Annotated in this window: 17 protein-coding genes; 8 read left to right on the forward strand and 9 right to left on the reverse strand. The window is 63.0% G+C overall.

Annotation, left to right across the window (positions count from 1 at the left end):
* Positions 1 to 9 precede the first annotated feature (9 nt).
* Together pgaC and pgaD are read left to right on the forward strand one after the other, a co-directional pair.
* Positions 10 to 1,257, forward strand: a complete 1,248-nt coding sequence (gene pgaC / locus HDE76_RS17685) for a poly-beta-1,6-N-acetyl-D-glucosamine synthase (RefSeq protein WP_184509489.1) — start codon at positions 10 to 12, stop codon at positions 1,255 to 1,257.
* Positions 1,254 to 1,730, forward strand: coding sequence for a poly-beta-1,6-N-acetyl-D-glucosamine biosynthesis protein PgaD (gene pgaD, locus HDE76_RS17690; protein WP_184509491.1), 477 nt, complete (start codon positions 1,254 to 1,256; stop codon positions 1,728 to 1,730). Before pgaC ends, pgaD begins: the two co-directional genes overlap by 4 nt.
* Before the next feature lie 166 nt (positions 1,731 to 1,896).
* Here pgaD and HDE76_RS17695 read toward each other — a convergent pair whose 3' ends face one another.
* Both HDE76_RS17695 and proC read right to left on the reverse strand, forming a co-directional pair.
* Entirely contained in the window at positions 1,897 to 2,472 is a 576-nt protein-coding gene (locus tag HDE76_RS17695) for a YggT family protein (protein ID WP_184509493.1), read from the reverse strand.
* Positions 2,469 to 3,293: a pyrroline-5-carboxylate reductase gene (proC, locus tag HDE76_RS17700; protein WP_184509495.1), complete on the reverse strand. Its 825-nt coding sequence runs from the start codon at positions 3,291 to 3,293 to the stop codon at positions 2,469 to 2,471. Before proC ends, HDE76_RS17695 begins: the two co-directional genes overlap by 4 nt.
* A 403-nt stretch (positions 3,294 to 3,696) precedes the next feature.
* Here proC and HDE76_RS17705 point away from each other — a divergent pair, with 403 nt between their 5' ends.
* Both HDE76_RS17705 and HDE76_RS17710 read left to right on the forward strand, forming a co-directional pair.
* Positions 3,697 to 4,734: a type IV pilus twitching motility protein PilT gene (locus tag HDE76_RS17705; protein WP_179477465.1), complete on the forward strand. Its 1,038-nt coding sequence runs from the start codon at positions 3,697 to 3,699 to the stop codon at positions 4,732 to 4,734.
* A 103-nt stretch (positions 4,735 to 4,837) separates the two neighbouring features.
* Positions 4,838 to 6,010 carry a PilT/PilU family type 4a pilus ATPase gene (locus tag HDE76_RS17710; RefSeq protein ID WP_184509497.1) on the forward strand — a complete coding sequence of 391 codons (1,173 nt, stop codon included), beginning with the start codon at positions 4,838 to 4,840 and terminating at the stop codon, positions 6,008 to 6,010.
* Positions 6,011 to 6,095: 85 nt separating this feature from the next.
* Here HDE76_RS17710 and HDE76_RS17715 read toward each other — a convergent pair whose 3' ends face one another.
* The 7 genes from HDE76_RS17715 to gshB all read right to left on the reverse strand — a co-directional run bounded on the left by HDE76_RS17715 (position 6,096) and on the right by gshB (position 12,560).
* A complete protein-coding gene (locus HDE76_RS17715) occupies positions 6,096 to 6,470 on the reverse strand; it encodes a BON domain-containing protein (RefSeq protein WP_179477463.1) in 375 nt (124 codons plus the stop codon).
* A 273-nt stretch (positions 6,471 to 6,743) separates the two neighbouring features.
* A complete protein-coding gene (locus HDE76_RS17720; protein WP_184509499.1) occupies positions 6,744 to 8,540 on the reverse strand; it encodes a hypothetical protein in 1,797 nt (598 codons plus the stop codon).
* A 127-nt stretch (positions 8,541 to 8,667) separates the two neighbouring features.
* Positions 8,668 to 9,594, reverse strand: a complete 927-nt coding sequence (locus tag HDE76_RS17725; RefSeq protein ID WP_179477461.1) for an aspartate carbamoyltransferase catalytic subunit — start codon at positions 9,592 to 9,594, stop codon at positions 8,668 to 8,670.
* A 29-nt stretch (positions 9,595 to 9,623) separates the two neighbouring features.
* Positions 9,624 to 10,067 carry a Holliday junction resolvase RuvX gene (gene ruvX, locus HDE76_RS17730; protein ID WP_184509501.1) on the reverse strand — a complete coding sequence of 148 codons (444 nt, stop codon included), beginning with the start codon at positions 10,065 to 10,067 and terminating at the stop codon, positions 9,624 to 9,626.
* A complete protein-coding gene (locus HDE76_RS17735; protein WP_179477459.1) occupies positions 10,064 to 10,633 on the reverse strand; it encodes a YqgE/AlgH family protein in 570 nt (189 codons plus the stop codon). The genes ruvX and HDE76_RS17735 overlap by 4 nt, the downstream gene beginning before the upstream one ends.
* A 53-nt stretch (positions 10,634 to 10,686) precedes the next feature.
* Positions 10,687 to 11,538, reverse strand: a complete 852-nt coding sequence (locus HDE76_RS17740) for a TonB family protein (protein ID WP_343205734.1) — start codon at positions 11,536 to 11,538, stop codon at positions 10,687 to 10,689.
* Between the two features lie 44 nt (positions 11,539 to 11,582).
* A complete protein-coding gene (gene gshB, locus HDE76_RS17745; RefSeq protein WP_179477458.1) occupies positions 11,583 to 12,560 on the reverse strand; it encodes a glutathione synthase in 978 nt (325 codons plus the stop codon).
* 391 nt (positions 12,561 to 12,951) lie between these two features.
* On the opposite strand from gshB, the gene pilG reads away from it, so the two are divergent.
* The 4 genes from pilG (at position 12,952) to HDE76_RS17765 (ending at position 16,472) form a co-directional block, all read left to right on the forward strand.
* The gene (gene pilG / locus HDE76_RS17750) at positions 12,952 to 13,365 is read left to right on the forward strand and encodes a twitching motility response regulator PilG (protein WP_343205733.1); all 414 of its coding nucleotides are present in this window, start codon (positions 12,952 to 12,954) and stop codon (positions 13,363 to 13,365) included.
* A 22-nt stretch (positions 13,366 to 13,387) separates the two neighbouring features.
* Positions 13,388 to 13,759 (forward strand): response regulator, encoded by a 372-nt coding sequence (locus tag HDE76_RS17755; protein ID WP_179477457.1) that lies wholly within the window; start codon positions 13,388 to 13,390, stop codon positions 13,757 to 13,759.
* Positions 13,756 to 14,313, forward strand: coding sequence for a chemotaxis protein CheW (locus tag HDE76_RS17760; protein ID WP_184509503.1), 558 nt, complete (start codon positions 13,756 to 13,758; stop codon positions 14,311 to 14,313). The genes HDE76_RS17755 and HDE76_RS17760 overlap by 4 nt, the downstream gene beginning before the upstream one ends.
* A 128-nt stretch (positions 14,314 to 14,441) precedes the next feature.
* A complete protein-coding gene (locus HDE76_RS17765; RefSeq protein WP_179477456.1) occupies positions 14,442 to 16,472 on the forward strand; it encodes a methyl-accepting chemotaxis protein in 2,031 nt (676 codons plus the stop codon).
* Positions 16,473 to 16,557: the final 85 nt, after the last annotated feature.

Consider the following 16,557-nt stretch of genomic DNA (forward strand, 5'->3'; position numbering starts at 1 on the left):
GTCTTGAGCATGGACAGCACTCTGCGCGTTTTGCTCGACTTTGCGTTTTTTTATCCGTTGACGATGTCGATCATCTGGATGATCGGCAGCGTATTGTATTTTCTGCGCTGGGAACGCACCAGCCCATCCCGGGTGAAGCCGCCGGCGCTTGCCGAATATCCCCTCGTCAGCCTGATCGTGCCATGTCATAACGAAGGCGAGCAGGTGCGCGAAACGATCCTGCAACTGACCGCGCAACGCTACCCGGCATTCGAGATCATTGCCGTCAACGACGGCTCCACCGATAACACCGGCGCATTGCTGGATGAGCTGCAGCAGCACATTCCGCAACTGCGGGTGATTCACCTGTCCAGTAATCAGGGCAAGGCGATGGGACTGCGCATGGCGACCATGGCGGCGCGCGGCGAGTATCTGGTGTGCATCGATGGCGATGCCTTGCTGGACGACTACGCTACTCACTGGCTGATGACGCACTTGATCAGCAGTCCGCGCGTGGCGGCGGTCACGGGCAACCCGCGCATACGCAATCGCTCCACCTTGCTGGGCAAGCTGCAGGTCGGCGAATTTTCTTCGATCATCGGGTTGATCAAGCGAGCGCAGCGGGTGTACGGCAGCGTGTTCACGATATCGGGCGTGATCGCCGGCTTCCGTAAGAGCGCCTTGCATGATGTCGGGTACTGGAGCACCGACATGGTGACCGAGGACATCGACATCAGCTGGCGCCTGCAGATGAAGCACTGGGATATCCGCTACGAGCCCAACGCGCTTTGCTGGATATTGATGCCCGAGACGATTGGCGGCTTGTGGAAGCAGCGTCTGCGCTGGGCGCAGGGCGGTGCCGAGGTGATCCTGCGTTACACCCGCGACATGTTGCATTGGCGCCTGCGCCGCAATTGGCTGGTCGTCCTGGAATACATGCTGAGCATGCTTTGGGCGTATGTGATGCTTTGTGTGCTGACGCTGTGGGTGCTCGGACTGTTTCTGCCGATGCCGCCTGGCTTGTATATAGCCACCATGTTGCCGCAATGGAACGGTGTTGTACTGGGACTGGTGTGCCTCACCCAATTCCTGGTCAGCCTGATGATTGATCGTCGCTACGAGACGGCCATTGGCCGCAATTACTACTGGATGATCTGGTATCCGCTGGCGTACTGGTTGATCAACACATTCACCAGCATCGTCGCTCTGCCCAAGGCCTTGTTGAAGCGCAAGGGTACCCGTGCCATCTGGACCAGTCCAGATCGGGGCGTGCGATGAAAGCCGAAGCTATTTTGATCCATAGGCCTCATCGGCAGCGGCGAGCGAGTCGGGCGATATTCGGACTGCTCACGCTGGTTGCGTGGATAGCGTGGGTGTCCCTGTGGCTGCCATTGATTACCGCGCTGGCGTGGTGGTTCGGTTTGCATACCAGCTACGTGGAGCTGTTCCAGCGTGACCATACCGCAGGGTGGGGCCAGTTGCTCTACCTGCTCTGGTTGGCCCTGGGCTGCGCGTTGGTCATTTCATCGTGGTCAGCCTACAACTGGAAGCGCTTTCACAAGCTGGATCGCCGGCGCGGACGGCCGCCAGCTTCCATGACCGCGATGGCCCAGCTGCTGAGCGTGGATCATGTCAGTGCCATCGAACTGCGCAGCAGCAATCGCATTGTGCTTACGTTCGCCGACGACGGCAGCGTCAGCCATATCCCCGGTCCGGCAGCAGCCGATCCGTCGCTTGAAGGTTCGCGCTGAAGGCCGGTTGACGGTTAATGAATCTGTGCGGGGTTTACTGAGCGCGCGCCCCTGCCGACAGGGCCGGTTGGTTTTCAAAGAGCAAGTCTCCGACTAGCTCGCGCTGCCGCTCGGCGGCCACGGCAAGGCAACCCGATGTGGGCCACACGGAGACCTTAAACAGGCTCTAGGCGACCAAAGCCAACCGTGTTCCGAGATCCAGCAACGGAGCCGCGATCAACATGCGCGCCAGTAGCAGGCCCACCATCACCACCGTCGGCGAAAAATCGATATTCCCCGCCGTCAGCTTGCCGCGCAGCGGCCGCAGCAAGGGTTCGACGATGGAGCCTGCCAGGCGCAGCGCCGGCTGGCGCCGATCCACGGCCAGCATGCTCATCAGCGACCAGGCGAAGATCAGCACCAGATAGAACAGCAGCAGAAAATCGAGCAGCTCGGCGAAGGCCAGCAGCACCAGGCCGAGCGGGTGCGGCATCACGCCGATAATCAGAAACAGCACGAGCCGCTTCAGCAGCATGGCCAGCCACGCAAGCAGCAGCGCGGCGAGGTTGATGCGGCGCCAGTTGAGAATGACGCGACGCACCGGCGCCAGCACCGGGTTGGTATAGCGGTAGACGAACTGGCTGAGCGGGTTGTTGAAATCGGCGCGGCAGGCTTCGGCGAGCAAGCGCACGACGAGCAAAGTGATGACCGCATCGAAAGCCAGTTCGATCAGCAGGGAAACGGCGTTCAGCAGATAGCTCACGAGATGGTGTCCAGATTGGCGGCCAGTTCAGTGCCACGGTGGGTGGCGGCGGCAACGGCGCGGGCCACGATACGTGGAAGTTCGTCGGCGCTGAAGCTTTCCAGCGCGGCCTGGGTGGTGCCGTTGGGCGAGGTGACGCGCTGGCGCAGCACGCCGGGGTCTTCACCGCCCTCGACCAGCATGCGGCCGGCGCCGAGGCAGGTCTGCGCGGCCAGCGCGCGGGCGACGTCGCGCGGCAGGCCCTGCGCGACGGCGGCGGCCTCGAGCGCTTCGACCAGCATAAAAAAATACGCGGGACCGGAGCCGGACAGCGCGGTGACGGTGTCCATCAGCGTTTCGTCATCGATCCAGCGGGTGAGGCCGACAGCGTCAAGAATGTGCTGGGCCTGTGCTTTCTGCGGCGGGCTGACCCGGTGGTTGGCGCACAGGCCGGTGGCGCCGGCGCCGATCAGGGCGGGTGTGTTGGGCATGCAGCGCACGATCGGCAGGTGCGCGCCAAACCAGCGCTCCAGCTGATCCAGCCGCACGCCGGCGGCGATGGAGATCAGCAGCGGGCGATTGCGCTGCAAGGTGTCGCGCAACTCGGTGTGGATGGCCGGCATGATCTGCGGCTTCACCGCCAGCACGATAACCTCGGCTTTGGCGACGGCGAGGTGGTTTTCGGCGTAGCAGGCGACGGCGAATTCGCGGCCCAGCGCCTGACGCGCCTCGGCCAGCGGTTCGGCCACGCTGATGGCGGCGGCCGGCATGCCGGTTTTCAGCAGGCCGCCGATCAGGCTGCGCGCCATGTTGCCGCCGCCGATAAAGGCTAGTCGTGCCATGCAGGTTTTCCTCAAAGAGCATTTGTCCAGGCCGCTACCTTACCGGAGCCGAGCCTTTGGCGATGCCTCCTTGTTGCCGTCGGCAATCGCGACGGAGCCGCTTTGGCCGGTTGGCTTCGACGAGTCCGCAGCGATCGCTCCGGTTTTGCGAAAATCCTGCAAAGAGCGTCTGTTTACTTCACCTTTCCGGTGCGGAAAAAGACTGGCCGTACAGCCTGTTGCGCGAGTAGTATCGAACGAGCTGCAAGGGGGCCGGGGGTTCTTCGTTTACAGACAAGCGGCGCGTGCCGCATGCGCGACGGTGGCCTATCCGTGCGAACATCCTCGTCATGCATGCGCGATGCGGCGCCGATACCGCCATAAATTCAAGTCATCCAGACGATTGGTTCAGGGGAACAGATAGATGGACATTGCCGAACTGCTTGCCTTCTCGGTAAAGAACAAGGCCTCGGATTTGCACCTTTCCGCCGGACTGCCGCCGATGATCCGCGTCGACGGCGATGTGCGCCGCATCAACATTCCCGCGCTGGAGCACAAGCAGGTGCATTCGCTGGTGTACGACATCATGTCGGACAAGCAGCGCCGCGATTACGAAGAATTCTACGAAACCGACTTCTCCTTCGAGATTCCGGGCCTGGCGCGCTTCCGCGTCAACGCGTTCAACCAGAACCGCGGCGCCGGTGCGGTGTTCCGAACCATTCCGTCGGAAGTGCTGACGCTGGAAGACCTGGGCTGCCCGCCGGTGTTCAAGCAGCTGATCGAGCAGCCGCAGGGTCTTATACTGGTGACCGGCCCGACCGGTTCGGGCAAGTCGACCACGCTGGCGGCGATGGTCGATCACATCAACAAGAACGAATACGGCCACATGCTGACGGTCGAAGACCCGATCGAATTCGTGCATACCTCGCAGAAGTGCCTGGTCAATCAGCGCGAAGTGCATCGCGATACGCTGGGCTTCAACGAAGCGCTGCGTTCGGCGCTGCGCGAAGATCCCGATTACATTCTGGTCGGCGAGCTGCGCGATCTGGAAACCATTCGTCTGGCGCTGACCGCCGCGGAAACCGGCCATCTGGTGTTCGGCACCGTGCACACGAGTTCCGCCGCGAAGACGATCGACCGCATCATCGACGTGTTCCCCGCCGGCGAAAAGCCGATGGTGCGCTCGATGCTGTCCGAGTCGCTGCGCGCGGTGGTGTCGCAGTCGCTGCTGAAGAAGGTGGGCGGTGGCCGCATTGCGGCGCACGAGATCATGGTCGGCATTCCGGCGATCCGTAACCTGATCCGGGAGGACAAGGTGGCGCAGATGTATTCGTCGATCCAGACCGGCCAGCAGTTCGGCATGCAGACGCTGGATCAGTGCCTGCAGGATCTGGTCAAGCGTGGCCTGGTGTCGCGCCAGGAAGCCTCGACCTATGCGAAGAACAAGGACACGTTCAAGTAAGCAAAACGAAGGTAGAGTCAGGGTACTGACAGCTCTGGCGCTCTGATTGCCTATTTTGTCCCCCGTTTCCTAGTTGCACTTACTGTTTTCGCGGAGCGTCGCCATGAGCGATTTTGATTTCACCTCGTTCCTGAAGTTGATGGTGCACAAGAAGGCGTCCGATCTGTTCATCACGGCAGGCGTGGCGCCCTCGATGAAGGTGCAGGGCCGCATCGTGCCGATCACCCAGAGCCCGCTCAGCGTGCAGCAATCGCGCGACATGGTGCTCAACGTGATGACGCCCGGGCAGCGTGAGGAGTTCGAGAAAACCCACGAATGTCAGTTCGCGATTTCCGCGCAGGGCGTGGGGCGCTTCCGCGTATCGTGCTTCTATCAGCGCAATTGCGTGGGCATGGTGCTGCGTCGGATCGAGTCGAAGATTCCCACGCCCGAAGAGCTGAACCTGCCGCCGGTGATCAAGCAGCTGGCGATGACCAAGCGCGGCATCATCATCTTCGTTGGCGCCACCGGCAGCGGTAAATCGAGCTCGCTGGCGTCGATGATCGGCTACCGCAACCAGAACTCGACCGGGCACATCATCACCATCGAAGACCCGATCGAGTACGTGCACAAGCACGAGGGCTGCATCATCACGCAGCGCGAACTCGGCATCGATACCGACAGTTGGGAAAACGCCCTCAAGAACACGCTGCGCCAAGCCCCCGACGTCATCATGATCGGCGAGGTGCGCACGCGCGAGACGATGGAACACGCGATCAACTTTTCCGAAACGGGCCATCTCTGCCTGTGCACGCTGCATGCGAACAACGCCAACCAGGCGATGGACCGCATCCTGCACTTTTTCGCCGAGGATCGTCGCGAACAGCTGCTGATGGATCTGTCCTTGAACCTCAAGGGTATCGTGGCGCAGATGCTGATCCCCACGCCGGATGGCAAGGCGCGTCGCGTCGCCGTGGAAGTCTTGCTGGGCACGCCGCTGGTGCAGGATTACATCCGCCAAGGCGATCTGCACAAGCTCAAGGACGTGATGAAGGAGTCGACCTTGCTCGGCATGAAAACGTTCGACCAGTCCCTGGTCGAGTTGTATCACGCCGGCGAGATCTCCTACGAGGACGCGCTGCGTTACGCCGACAGCTCCAACGAAGTGCGCTTGCGCATCAAGCTGGCCCAGGGTGGCGACGCGCACACCCTGTCGCAGGGACTGGACGGCGTGGAGCTGGAAGAGACGCGCAGCTCGCAGAACTTTGGCGGCGGTAGCAACCTGCTCAACCGCTGATTTCGTCCGGCACATCACAAAAAGGAGCCTTGCGGCTCCTTTTTCTTTGATCTATCGCGTCGGTATGAGCGCGACGTCAGCGCCATTACATGCCGCTGCTGGAGCTCGAGGCCGGGGCCGCGGCAACCGTCACGCCCGAAGCGTCGACGCTCTTTACGCCCTTCACTTTCTTGGTCACACGAACTACGTGCGCCTTTTCCTTGCTGCTGGTAGCGGTACCGGTCAGGGTGACGGCGCCGTCGACCGTGGTCACCGAGATATCGGTGGACTTGATGCCCTTGGTGGTAGCCAGGACGGATTTGATCTTGGTGGTGATCAGGCCGTCAGCGGCCTTTTCCGGCACCGTCTGGTTGGAGGTCGCCGAATCCTGGGCCATGACCTGGCTAACCGGAACAGCTGCGAAGGCGACCATCAGGCCGGCGGCAATGAGGCTGCTACGAATCAGTGAATGTTTACGCATGGCTATCTCCTTGGTGGTAAAAGTCTGTCGGAACGACAGTGGGATGCCGTTGTCATCGGCTTCCGTGACGCGTATGGCAACAGTCGATGCGTGAAAATGATGTGGCGGTGCGCCACTTCTGTTCAGCAAGTGGCGGGGCCTGTGATGCCGCGCGCATGGCTCGACCGATGCATCGGCCCGCTTGCTTATGGTTGGCAATCCAGCTTGGAAAAACGGCAAAAAAAACCGGAGTGCATGAGCACTCCGGTTTTCGCGTCATGGCCTAGGGCACGCTTATTTCAATGTGGTCTGGCTGGTGATCACCATACCGTCGGCTTCCACATGCGTCTGCGCGTCGATGCTGTCAACGCGCGCGGCCTGAGCTTTCATCGCAGCGAATTGCGCCTTCGAGCGTGCCGCGTCGGCAGCGATCTGGGCGGGGTCGTCCGAGCCATTGTCGGCACCGTCGAGAGACGGTTCATCGTTGTTCTTGGCCAGTGCGGTCGCCGTGGCGGAGAGGCTGTCGGTCTTTGCCTCCATCAGCTGCAGCCAGGTCATGTACATCGCACCGGTCAGGTGCATGCGGCCGGTGCGGCCGGCATCGCCGGTTGGCGCTTTCAGCGTATCGGCCAGCTGAGCGTCTTCTCCGGCGCCTATGCCAATGGCAACGGCCTTATCCCCCAGCGCGATCCAGGCCGGCTGACCGAGCATGCCGGCCATGTCCTTTGGCAGCGCGGCGGGTGGGCCATTGGGCGTGAGCTTCAGCTGGGCCAGCGCCGGCACCATCATCTGGCTCATCGCCAGCAGGCCGGTCGGGTTGTTGGTACCCAGCACGATGCGGCCGGTGAAGACCGGCATGCCGCCGTCTTTTGCGGGGGCCAGCGTGTCTAGCACGATGCGCAGTCCCAGCATGTCGCCGAATGGCGGAATCGCCGCCTTCTGCATCGCCGGGCCGATTTTGGCGAAGCCGTCATTCAGATCGGTGAGCGCCGGGCAGGTGAATGGCTTGGCGGCGACGGCGTCTGCCTGTGCCGACCAGAACGTGCGCAGCTGTGCCACCGGCAGCGCGATGCTGACGTCGAACGGCGCGGTGCCGGCGCTGCCGAGGCCGGGCAGATCCACCTTCAGATCGGAGAAGGCCTTGCTGATGTCGTCGGCCAGCGCGATGTCGAAGCGCACGCTCTGGTGACCGGTATCGAGCTGGGTGTAACCGAAGCTGATCGTCGGGACACGCGCCGCAATGCGGGTCGCTTCGGGCGCGCAGCTGGGCGAGGTCTGCAGTTGGTTAGCGACCGGCTCGCCGGTCTTGGCCGATTCGACCGCGGCGTGCGCCTTGATGATCGAGGCGAACAGCGGGTCGCTGCCGCTGATGGCCAGTGGCAGCGCGCGGGTCAGATCGAGATCGCCGACCACCCAGTTCTGGTAGCCCTTGGCCTTGGCCAGCGTGACCAGGCGGCCGTCGTCCTGCAGGCTCTTTTCAGGTCGGTCCAGGCCGAGCGTCTGACGCAGCAGCGCCGGCGCGGCGTCGGCCGGCAGCAGTGCCAGTACGGCCTGCTTGCCGACCATGGCCAGAATGGCCTCGGTGCCGGAGGCGGCGAACGTGTACTTGCGGTAGCTTTGCGTACCGATGCTGACGACGTCGAGTTTCTTGCCGTAGGCGGTTTCCAGCCGGCCGACAAAGCCGTCGAACGCTTTCGGATCGCTCAGGCCGATGCGCAGCACCGGCGACAGGCCGATACCGTAAAGTGCGGAATAGCCTTTGAGATCAAGTCCGGCATTCTGCGCGAAGGTCTCGATCGTCTTGCCGTTGAATTCGGCCGCCAGCGCATGCATCAGCCGGGCGCCATCGGGATCTTTCTTGGCCATCTGATCGGCGGCGGCGTTGAGCTGCGCCAGCTGCGAAGGCAGCTGCATATCGGCCTGCGTCAGCAGCGCCTTGCGCGTGTCGTCGTCCAGTACGTCAAGATTGGCCACCACGTAGGGTGTGTCGGCTGGCGCAAAGGCCAGCGGCGCGTCCTTGTCCTTGTGTCCGCAAGCTGCCAGCGCAAAGCCAGCCAAGCTCAGCGCGATGAAGCGCGTCGTCGATCGCATGATCATCCCCATGGTTTATTGAGTGTCGCGGGCACATTATGCCGTGTCGCGGGTTGCCGCGGTGCGGCAATTTAACGATAAATTTGCGATCGGTCGCCGGGGAGCTTTGGGTCCATGGAGCAACCCGCTAGCGCGCCAGCAGCTCGCTGAGCACGGCCATACGCACGAATACGCCGTTGCCAACCTGCTCTAGGATGCGCGACTGGGCGCCGTCGGCCACATCCGAAGCGATCTCGATACCGCGATTGATCGGGCCCGGATGCATGACCAGGCAACCCTTCGCCGCCAGGGCGAGGCGGCGTTGGTCCAGGCCATAGAGGTTGAAGTAGGCCGCCTCGTCGGGCAGGTCGATGGCTGCCATGCGCTCCTTCTGCAGGCGCAGGGTGATCACCGCATCGGCGCCCTGAATCGCCTCGTCGAAGTTTTCGACGTAGTGGACCTTGGGGAATTCCTCGGCCGAAGGCATCAGTGTGGAGGGGCCACAGACGCGGATCTCCTTGGTGCCCAGCGCGCTGAGTGCGTGGATATCCGAGCGCGCCACGCGCGAGTGCTTGATGTCGCCGCAGATCGCTACGATCAGATTCTCGAAATCCGGCCGGTGCTGGCGAATCGTCAACACATCGAGCAGACCTTGGGTCGGATGCGCCCGATTGCCGTCGCCGGCGTTGATCACCGATACGCCGCTCATCGCGTGGCGTACCAGTTCATCCGGCGTGCCCGACTGCTTGTGCCGCACCACGATGGCATCCAGGTGCATGGCTTCGAGCGTGTGCAGGGTATCGAACAGTTCCTCGCCCTTGCTGGTGGACGAAAACCCGATATCGAAGTTGACTACGTCCGCGCCGAGGCGGCGCGCTGCCAGCTCGAACGAGGTGCGCGTGCGCGTGGATGGTTCGAAGAACAGATTCAGCACCGTGCGCCCGGTCAGCACGTTGAGCTTGCGCGTGCCGTGTGCGCAGGCGTCGCGCAGTGCTTCGGCACGATCGAGCAGACGCTCGATCGTATCGCGCGGCATAGTTTCCAGCGTAGTGAGGTGGCGCAGGCGTGGGCTCATGGCGTCGGTTCTGAGAGTGAGATGGAGTGTCAGTGATCAATCGCAGGCTGGGCGGGCGACTCGATCAGCCAGCGCTCGACAATGACTGCAGCCGCTTCGGCATCGATGTGGGCGGCGTCGCGTCGGCGCTTGAGGCCGGACGCGCGTGCTTCGGCGAAACGATGGGCGGCGTCCTGCGAGCTGTGTCGCTCGTCGACGAAGGCCACCGGCAGCCCGTAGCGTTTCTGCAACTGGTCGGCAAAGCGTCGCGCCGCGCGGCTGGCCGGCTGCTCGCCGCCGTCCAGCGTCAGCGGCAGGCCGACGATGAAGGTGTTCGGCAGCCACTCCTTCTGCAGCGCGTCGATACGCTGCCAGTCGGGCTCGCCGTCGCGCACGGTGATCGTGGTGAGCGCGCGTGCGCTGGCGGTGAATGGGTTGCCGACGGCCACGCCGGTGAGCTTGCTTCCGACATCGAAGCCGAGCACACAGCTCATGCGTGGCCTGCGTAGCTGGAAAGCTGCCGCGGGTCGACGCCGACCAGGCCGGCGGCGGCACTCCAGCGATTCTCCAGCGGCGTGTCGAACACGATGCTGGCGCTGGCCTCGGCGGTGAGCCAGGCGTTGGCCATCAGCTCCTGCTCCAGCTGGCCGGCATCCCAGCCGGCGTAGCCCAGTGCCATCACGGCCTGACTCGGCCCTTCGCCAGCGGCCATGGCGACCAGGATGTCGCGCGAGGTAGTCACCGACCATGCTGCGTTGATCCGATAGCTCGATTCCCAGGCGCCGTGCTCACGGTGGAGCACGAATCCGCGCTCCTGCTGCACGGGTCCACCGATCAGCACGGGTGCGTCGGCCAGATCGCCGTCCGGGCACTCCAGCTTCATCTGCGCCAGCACGTCGCCGAAGCGATACTCCGACAGCTGATTTACCAGCAGACCGACCGCGCCGCCTTCGTCGTGCTGGCAGAGCAGGGCGACGCCGCGCGAAAACGGCGGGTCGACCAGCCCCGGCATGGCAATCAGGAAATGGCCGGTGAGGATGTGGGGGACGACGGTGCTCATGGCCTCATTGTAAGCACCTCACGCACATCGTGCTTCAGAGACTGTTCGTTGTCTCAGCGTGTCTGCAACACGTTGCTGGGCTGGAACTGCCAGGTGCGGGTGATATTGAGTTCGTCGATCTTCTCGCCGCTTTGCGGCGCCGGCGGAAACGGCGCCGCCAGCCGCACAATGCGTTCGGCGGCCAGGTCGAGCAGCTTTTCGCCGGAGCTGTGGATCACTTCGATACTCTTGATGCTGCCGTCGAGCCGCAGTACCACGGTAAGCAGCACGTCGCCATGCAGACCGCGCCGGCGCGCCTCTTCCGGATAGTTGAGGTTGCCGACCCGCTCGACCCGGTCGGCCCAGCCGCGCATGTACGCGGCGTACGCATATTCTTTCGTGTTGGCGGTAAGAAACTTGATCTTGGGTCGCTTGGCATAGGCCACTTTTTTGCGGTTGATTTCGGCGGAGAGCTTGGCGATGTCCTGCTCGGTCTGCGATTCGGCGGCGGTCGCCGCGTCCTGCGGATCGACCTGCTGCCGGGCGGTGTCGCTGTCGACGCTGAAGTCGGTCTTGCCGCTGGTCGTCACCATACGGGTGGGCGTGGCGTCCCGAGGCTGCGCGACGGCCGCCGCAACCGCCGCGGCTGCGGTGCCCTCGTTCGGCTGCGGCAGCGGGCCGGAAAAAAGGTCTGATGGCCGCGCCGCCTTGTCGCTCTGGCCGCCGCCGCTGTTGTTGGCCTGGGCCAAAAAGTCGGCCTTGTCCGGGGCCTCCTGGTTGGCCACGTTGACCAGGGTCACGTCCAGCGTCGGCAGGCTTGGTTTCAACTTGGCGAAATGAAAGGTGATACCGAGCAACAGCACGCCGTGCAGCAGCAGCGAAAACAGCAGCGTGGCGCTGATCGGGTTGGGCGCCTCGCCGACCACTCGGGTAGAGCTGGTCGGCTGGAGAGCGGCAGTGGCAGGCTGACTCACGCGGTGCGATGTCCCGAAACGCGCTGCTCGATGACGTCGAACAGCTGGCCGGCAATATTAAGCCCGAACTGAGCATCCAGTTCGCGCACACAGGTCGGCGATGTGACGTTGATCTCGGTCAGGTAATCGCCGATCACGTCCAGTCCGACGAACAGCAGCCCACGCCGACGCAGTTCCGGTGCCACCTGTTCGACGATCCAGCGATCGCGGTCGGACAGCGGCACGCCTTCGCCGCGGCCACCCGCCGCAAGATTGCCGCGAAATTCGTTGCCCTGGGGAATACGTGCCAGGGCATACGGCACCGGTGCGCCGTCGATCACCAGGATGCGCTTGTCGCCGGCCGTGATCTCGGGAATGTACTTCTGCGCGATGGTCAGCTGCCGCCCCTCGCCGTGGGCGCCGCCGGCGAGCAGGGTTTCGAGCATCGAGTTGAGATTGCTGTCGCCGGCCCTGACCCGGAAAATGCCGCGCCCACCCATGCCGTCCAGCGGCTTCAGCACCACTTCGCCGTGCTCGGCGGTAAAGCGGCGCAGTTCGGCCGCGTCGCGTGACACGAGCGTGGGCACGATGCACTGCGGAAACTGCAGTGCGAACAGTTTTTCGTTGCAGTCGCGCAGCGACTGCGGGTCGTTGACCACCATGACGCCGCTGCGCTGAGCCAGCTCCAGCACCATGCTGTCGTAGATGAACTGGGCATCGACCGGCGGATCCTTGCGCATCAGGATCACATCGATCCCGCGCAGGTTACGCCATTGCGCTTCGCCCAGCGTGTACCAGTCCTTCGGATCGTCGCGTACGGTGAGCGTGGCGCTGCGCGCCCACGGCTCGCCATCGCGCAGCGCCAGATCGCCCTGCTCGAAATAGTGCAGCGTGTGCCCGCGCCGCTGGGCTTCCAGCAGCATGGCCAGACTGGTGTCCTTGGCAACCTTGATCGCGCCGATGGGGTCCATCAGCACGGCGACCGAAAGGGTCATGGCGATTCTCCGTAAGTGCTCAAATACAGGGTTCGAAAAACGGTCCGACGACGTATCGGCCGATCGGGCCGAGCTGATTCGTCAGATTGACATCAACAGGTGCGATGGTCGCCGAGACGATCGATGGCGACAAGCTCGATCCGGCTGGAGCTGTCGCCATCGGCCCGATGGTGCCAATATAGGTCACGTTGTGCGCGCTGAACGTTGAGTCTGCGCGATTATTGCTTGACAGTTTCGAGGGGCAGGCAGTACACAACATGGTTTATCAAGCGCCGCCGCAGAGCGGACCTCGATACATTGGGTTTCGTGATTTCCGATACGCGCGAATGACGGCACACTAGTTGCTTGAACTCGTGATTGACCTGAGCTCGCGCGAGTTCCGGGGGGAGTAGTGAATTTGAACGTTAGTGCTAATGACTTGACCGGTCTCAAGGTCATGGTGATCGACGACTCAAAAACCATCCGTCGCACGGCGGAAACCCTGCTGGCGAAGGAAGGTTGCGACGTGGTGACGGCCGTTGACGGATTCGAGGCGCTGGCCAAGATCTCCGACCAAAAGCCCGCGATCATTTTCGTCGACATCATGATGCCGCGGCTCGATGGTTATCAGACCTGCGCGCTGATCAAGAACAACCCGCAGTTCCGCGGTACGCCGGTGATCATGCTCAGTTCGAAAGACGGCCTGTTCGACAAGGCGCGCGGGCGCATCGTAGGCGCCGAGCAATATCTGACCAAGCCGTTCACACGTGACGAATTGCTTGGTGCCATCCATCGTCATGTCAGCACCGTGCCTGCAAGTCGCTAACTGCAGATTCTGAGGGGAACCTGTGGCCAATATTCTCATCATCGACGACTCACCGACCGACGTACGCGTGTTCACCACGCTGCTGGAGCGTGCCGGTCATCAGGTCGTTGCCGTCAACAGCGCCGAAGAAGGCATCGAGCGGGCGCGGGCCGACCTGCCGAGCCTGGTGATCATGGACGTGATCATGCCTGGCATGAACGGGTTTCAGGCTACGCGTACACTGAGCCGCGATCCGATTACGGCGGCTGTACCCATCGTCATGATTACCACCAAGTCGATGGAAACCGACCGCGTGTGGGGTCTGCGCCAGGGTGCGCGTGCGTTCATCACCAAGCCGGTGAATGAAAAAGAGCTGCTGACCTGCATCAACGACCTCCTGCCGGGTGCGGCATGAACCAACCCGCTCATCGCATACCGGCCGTCAACCTGACACCGTTCGAGATTCTGGCGCGCTATGAGCGGCTTTCGCTGGCGCACGCGTCCGACACGCGCGACAAGCTCGAAGCGCCGGGCCTGTGGCGCGGCATCGGCTTCCGCGTCGGCGCACGCCTGCTGGTCAGCGGCATCGACGAGATCAACGAGCTGCTGGCGGTGCCGGCGCTCACGCCGGTGCCCGGTACGCAGCCGTGGCTGCTTGGCGTGGCCAACGTGCGCGGCAATCTGGTGCCGGTGATCGACTTTGCGCGGTTTTTGTTCGGCGAGCGCACGCCGCTTACCGATCGCACCCGTCTGCTGATCGTGCGCCAGGGCAACGGCAACGTGGCGCTGCTGGTCGACGAAGTGTTCGGCCAGCGTACGGTAGACGAAGAGCAGCGGCGCGATGCGATGCGCGAAGAAGACCCGCGCCTGACGCGCTTCGTCGAAAATCGCGTCGGCGAACAGCAGTTGGGGATCTTCAGCATGAATCGATTGGTACGCGCACCGGATTTCCGTCAGGCCGCGGCGTGATCGTCGTCGACGCATTTTGAACAAGAAGAGCCGGTGCCCGTCGTGGCCGGAATGGGTTAGCAAGTTTCGTTTCGGTATTCGCCCATAGCGCGGCACCGATCGGATCAGGTCAGACGGACGAGGTGAACATGAGCACTACCGGGGGCGTTGGCAGGGAACGGGGTTATGCCGTTTATATTGTCCTGCTTGTGGTTTCGATCGGTTTCGCGGCGCTCGATTTCGGTCTGCTGAACCAGAAGAACAGCGAAGACCGCCAGGCCATCGCGCTGACCACGCAGATTCAGGTGCTTTCCCAGCAGACTGCGAAGTCCGCGCTGGAAGCGGCCAATGGCAACGCCGAGTCGTTCAACGAGCTGGCCGCCAACCGCAACTCGATCGATTCCGCCGTGCAGCGGCTGATCAAGGGCGATACGCATACCGGCATGCCGCCTTACGACGACAAAAACACGACCCCGACCGGCCGCGCCGTGATTACGCTGAGCGATTCGTGGAAGCAGCTCGACGGCGATATCGGCAAGATCCTCTCCAACAAGGCGCTGGTGACCGATTCGGGCGTGCGCGCCAACACGCTGGCGCAGCAGATGCCTCTGCTCAACTCGAGCATGGAGCAGGTGGTCAACATTCTGCAGCAGCACAACGGCAGTTCCGACCAGATGCTGGGTACATCCCGCCAGATGCTCTCCGGTGACCGCATCATTCGACGCGTGCAGGAAGTGCTGCAGGGCGGCGACAACGCGCAGTCGGCGGCCGACGGCCTGGCCCGCGATGCGCAGCTGTACGGCAATGTGCTGAAGGGGCTGCTCGAGGGCAATCCGGAAAGCGGGGTCAAGCCGATCGGCGACCCGAATGCGAAAAAGATTCTTGCCGACATGACCGACCGCTGGAACAAGCTGTCCGATCCGCTGGCCAAGCTGGCCGACGCCGCGGGCAATTTGGCCGACGTGAAACACGCCGGCAACCAGGCCTCGTTGGATTCACAGACCGTGTTGCTGCGAGCCAACGATTTGTCCGAGCAGGTCGGCAAGCTGCCGCTGCGCCGGCTGTTCCCGAACGTGTGGTGGGGCCTGTTCGGTGCCATCGCCGCCGTGGTTTTCGCCGTCGCGCTGGTGTTCACCCTGGTCGCCGATCAGCGCCGCCGCTTCGCCAGCAGCGCCGAGCTCAACCAGCGCAATCAGGAGGCGATCATGCGCCTGCTGGACGAAATGGGTTCGCTCGCCGAAGGCGATCTCACGGTAAAAACCACGGTGTCCGAAGACATCACCGGCGCTATCGCTGACTCGGTGAACTACGCCATCGACGAGCTTCGCTCGCTGGTAACGACGATCAACGAAACCTCCGAGCAGGTGTCGTCCTCGGCGCAGGAAACGCAGACCACCGCGCGCCATCTGGCCGACGCGGCCGAGCAGCAGGCGCAGCAGATCAGCTCGGCGACCTCCGCGATCAACCAGATCGTGAGCTCGATGGATATCGTGTCGAAGGATTCGGCCGAGTCGGCCGACGTGGCCGAGCGCTCGGTGGAAATCGCCTCGCGCGGCGCGGAAGTGGTGCGCGAAACGATTTCGGGCATGGACTCGATTCGCGACCAGATCCAGGAAACCTCCAAGCGCATCAAGCGGCTGGGCGAGTCTTCGCAGGAGATCGGCTCGATCGTGGAACTGATCAACGACATCGCCGAACAGACCAACATCCTGGCGTTGAACGCGGCCATTCAGGCGGCCTCGGCCGGTGAAGCCGGTCGCGGTTTCGCGGTGGTGGCGGACGAAGTGCAGCGACTGGCCGAACGCTCGACCAGCGCGACCAAGCGCATCGAAACACTGGTGCAGACGATTCAGTCCGATACCAACGAGGCGGTGAACTCGATGGAGCAGACCACCGCCGAGGTGGTCGCCGGTGCGCGCCTGGCGGAAGACGCCGGCAGCGCGCTGGGCGATATCGAGCGCGTTTCGCATGACTTGTCGGCGCTGATTCAGAGTATCTCTTCGGCAGCACGCGCGCAGTCCGCCGCGGCAACCGATATTTCGATATCGATGAACGCGATTCAGGAAATTACGTCGCAGACCTCGCAGGGCGCGAGCCAGACGGCCGACTCGATCGGTACGTTGGCGCAGCTGGCCAGCGATCTGCGCCGCTCGGTGGCGCATTTCAAGTTGCCTGGTTGATCGCACGAGTTGAGTGAGCTAGTTGACCGAACTATCCGTCGCGCCGATCGCCGCGCGATGAATACAAGCACAGGACGGGGGGCAT

Source organism: Rhodanobacter sp. ANJX3 (genome assembly GCF_014200755.1).
Taxonomy (GTDB): domain Bacteria; phylum Pseudomonadota; class Gammaproteobacteria; order Xanthomonadales; family Rhodanobacteraceae; genus Rhodanobacter.

What these genes read in the sequence shown, in the direction of transcription:
- pgaC (WP_184509489.1), top strand. Translation starts at nt 10, where the DNA reads ATGGACAGCACTCTGCGCGTTTTGCTCGACTTTGCGTTTTTTTATCCG.
- pgaD (WP_184509491.1), top strand. Translation starts at nt 1,254, where the DNA reads ATGAAAGCCGAAGCTATTTTGATCCATAGGCCTCATCGGCAGCGGCGA.
- proC (WP_184509495.1), bottom strand. Translation starts at nt 3,293, where the DNA reads ATGGCACGACTAGCCTTTATCGGCGGCGGCAACATGGCGCGCAGCCTG.
- HDE76_RS17705 (WP_179477465.1), top strand. Translation starts at nt 3,697, where the DNA reads ATGGACATTGCCGAACTGCTTGCCTTCTCGGTAAAGAACAAGGCCTCG.
- HDE76_RS17710 (WP_184509497.1), top strand. Translation starts at nt 4,838, where the DNA reads ATGAGCGATTTTGATTTCACCTCGTTCCTGAAGTTGATGGTGCACAAG.
- HDE76_RS17715 (WP_179477463.1), bottom strand. Translation starts at nt 6,470, where the DNA reads ATGCGTAAACATTCACTGATTCGTAGCAGCCTCATTGCCGCCGGCCTG.
- HDE76_RS17720 (WP_184509499.1), bottom strand. Translation starts at nt 8,540, where the DNA reads ATGCGATCGACGACGCGCTTCATCGCGCTGAGCTTGGCTGGCTTTGCG.
- HDE76_RS17725 (WP_179477461.1), bottom strand. Translation starts at nt 9,594, where the DNA reads ATGAGCCCACGCCTGCGCCACCTCACTACGCTGGAAACTATGCCGCGC.
- ruvX (WP_184509501.1), bottom strand. Translation starts at nt 10,067, where the DNA reads ATGAGCTGTGTGCTCGGCTTCGATGTCGGAAGCAAGCTCACCGGCGTG.
- HDE76_RS17735 (WP_179477459.1), bottom strand. Translation starts at nt 10,633, where the DNA reads ATGAGCACCGTCGTCCCCCACATCCTCACCGGCCATTTCCTGATTGCC.
- gshB (WP_179477458.1), bottom strand. Translation starts at nt 12,560, where the DNA reads ATGACCCTTTCGGTCGCCGTGCTGATGGACCCCATCGGCGCGATCAAG.
- HDE76_RS17760 (WP_184509503.1), top strand. Translation starts at nt 13,756, where the DNA reads ATGAACCAACCCGCTCATCGCATACCGGCCGTCAACCTGACACCGTTC.
- HDE76_RS17765 (WP_179477456.1), top strand. Translation starts at nt 14,442, where the DNA reads ATGAGCACTACCGGGGGCGTTGGCAGGGAACGGGGTTATGCCGTTTAT.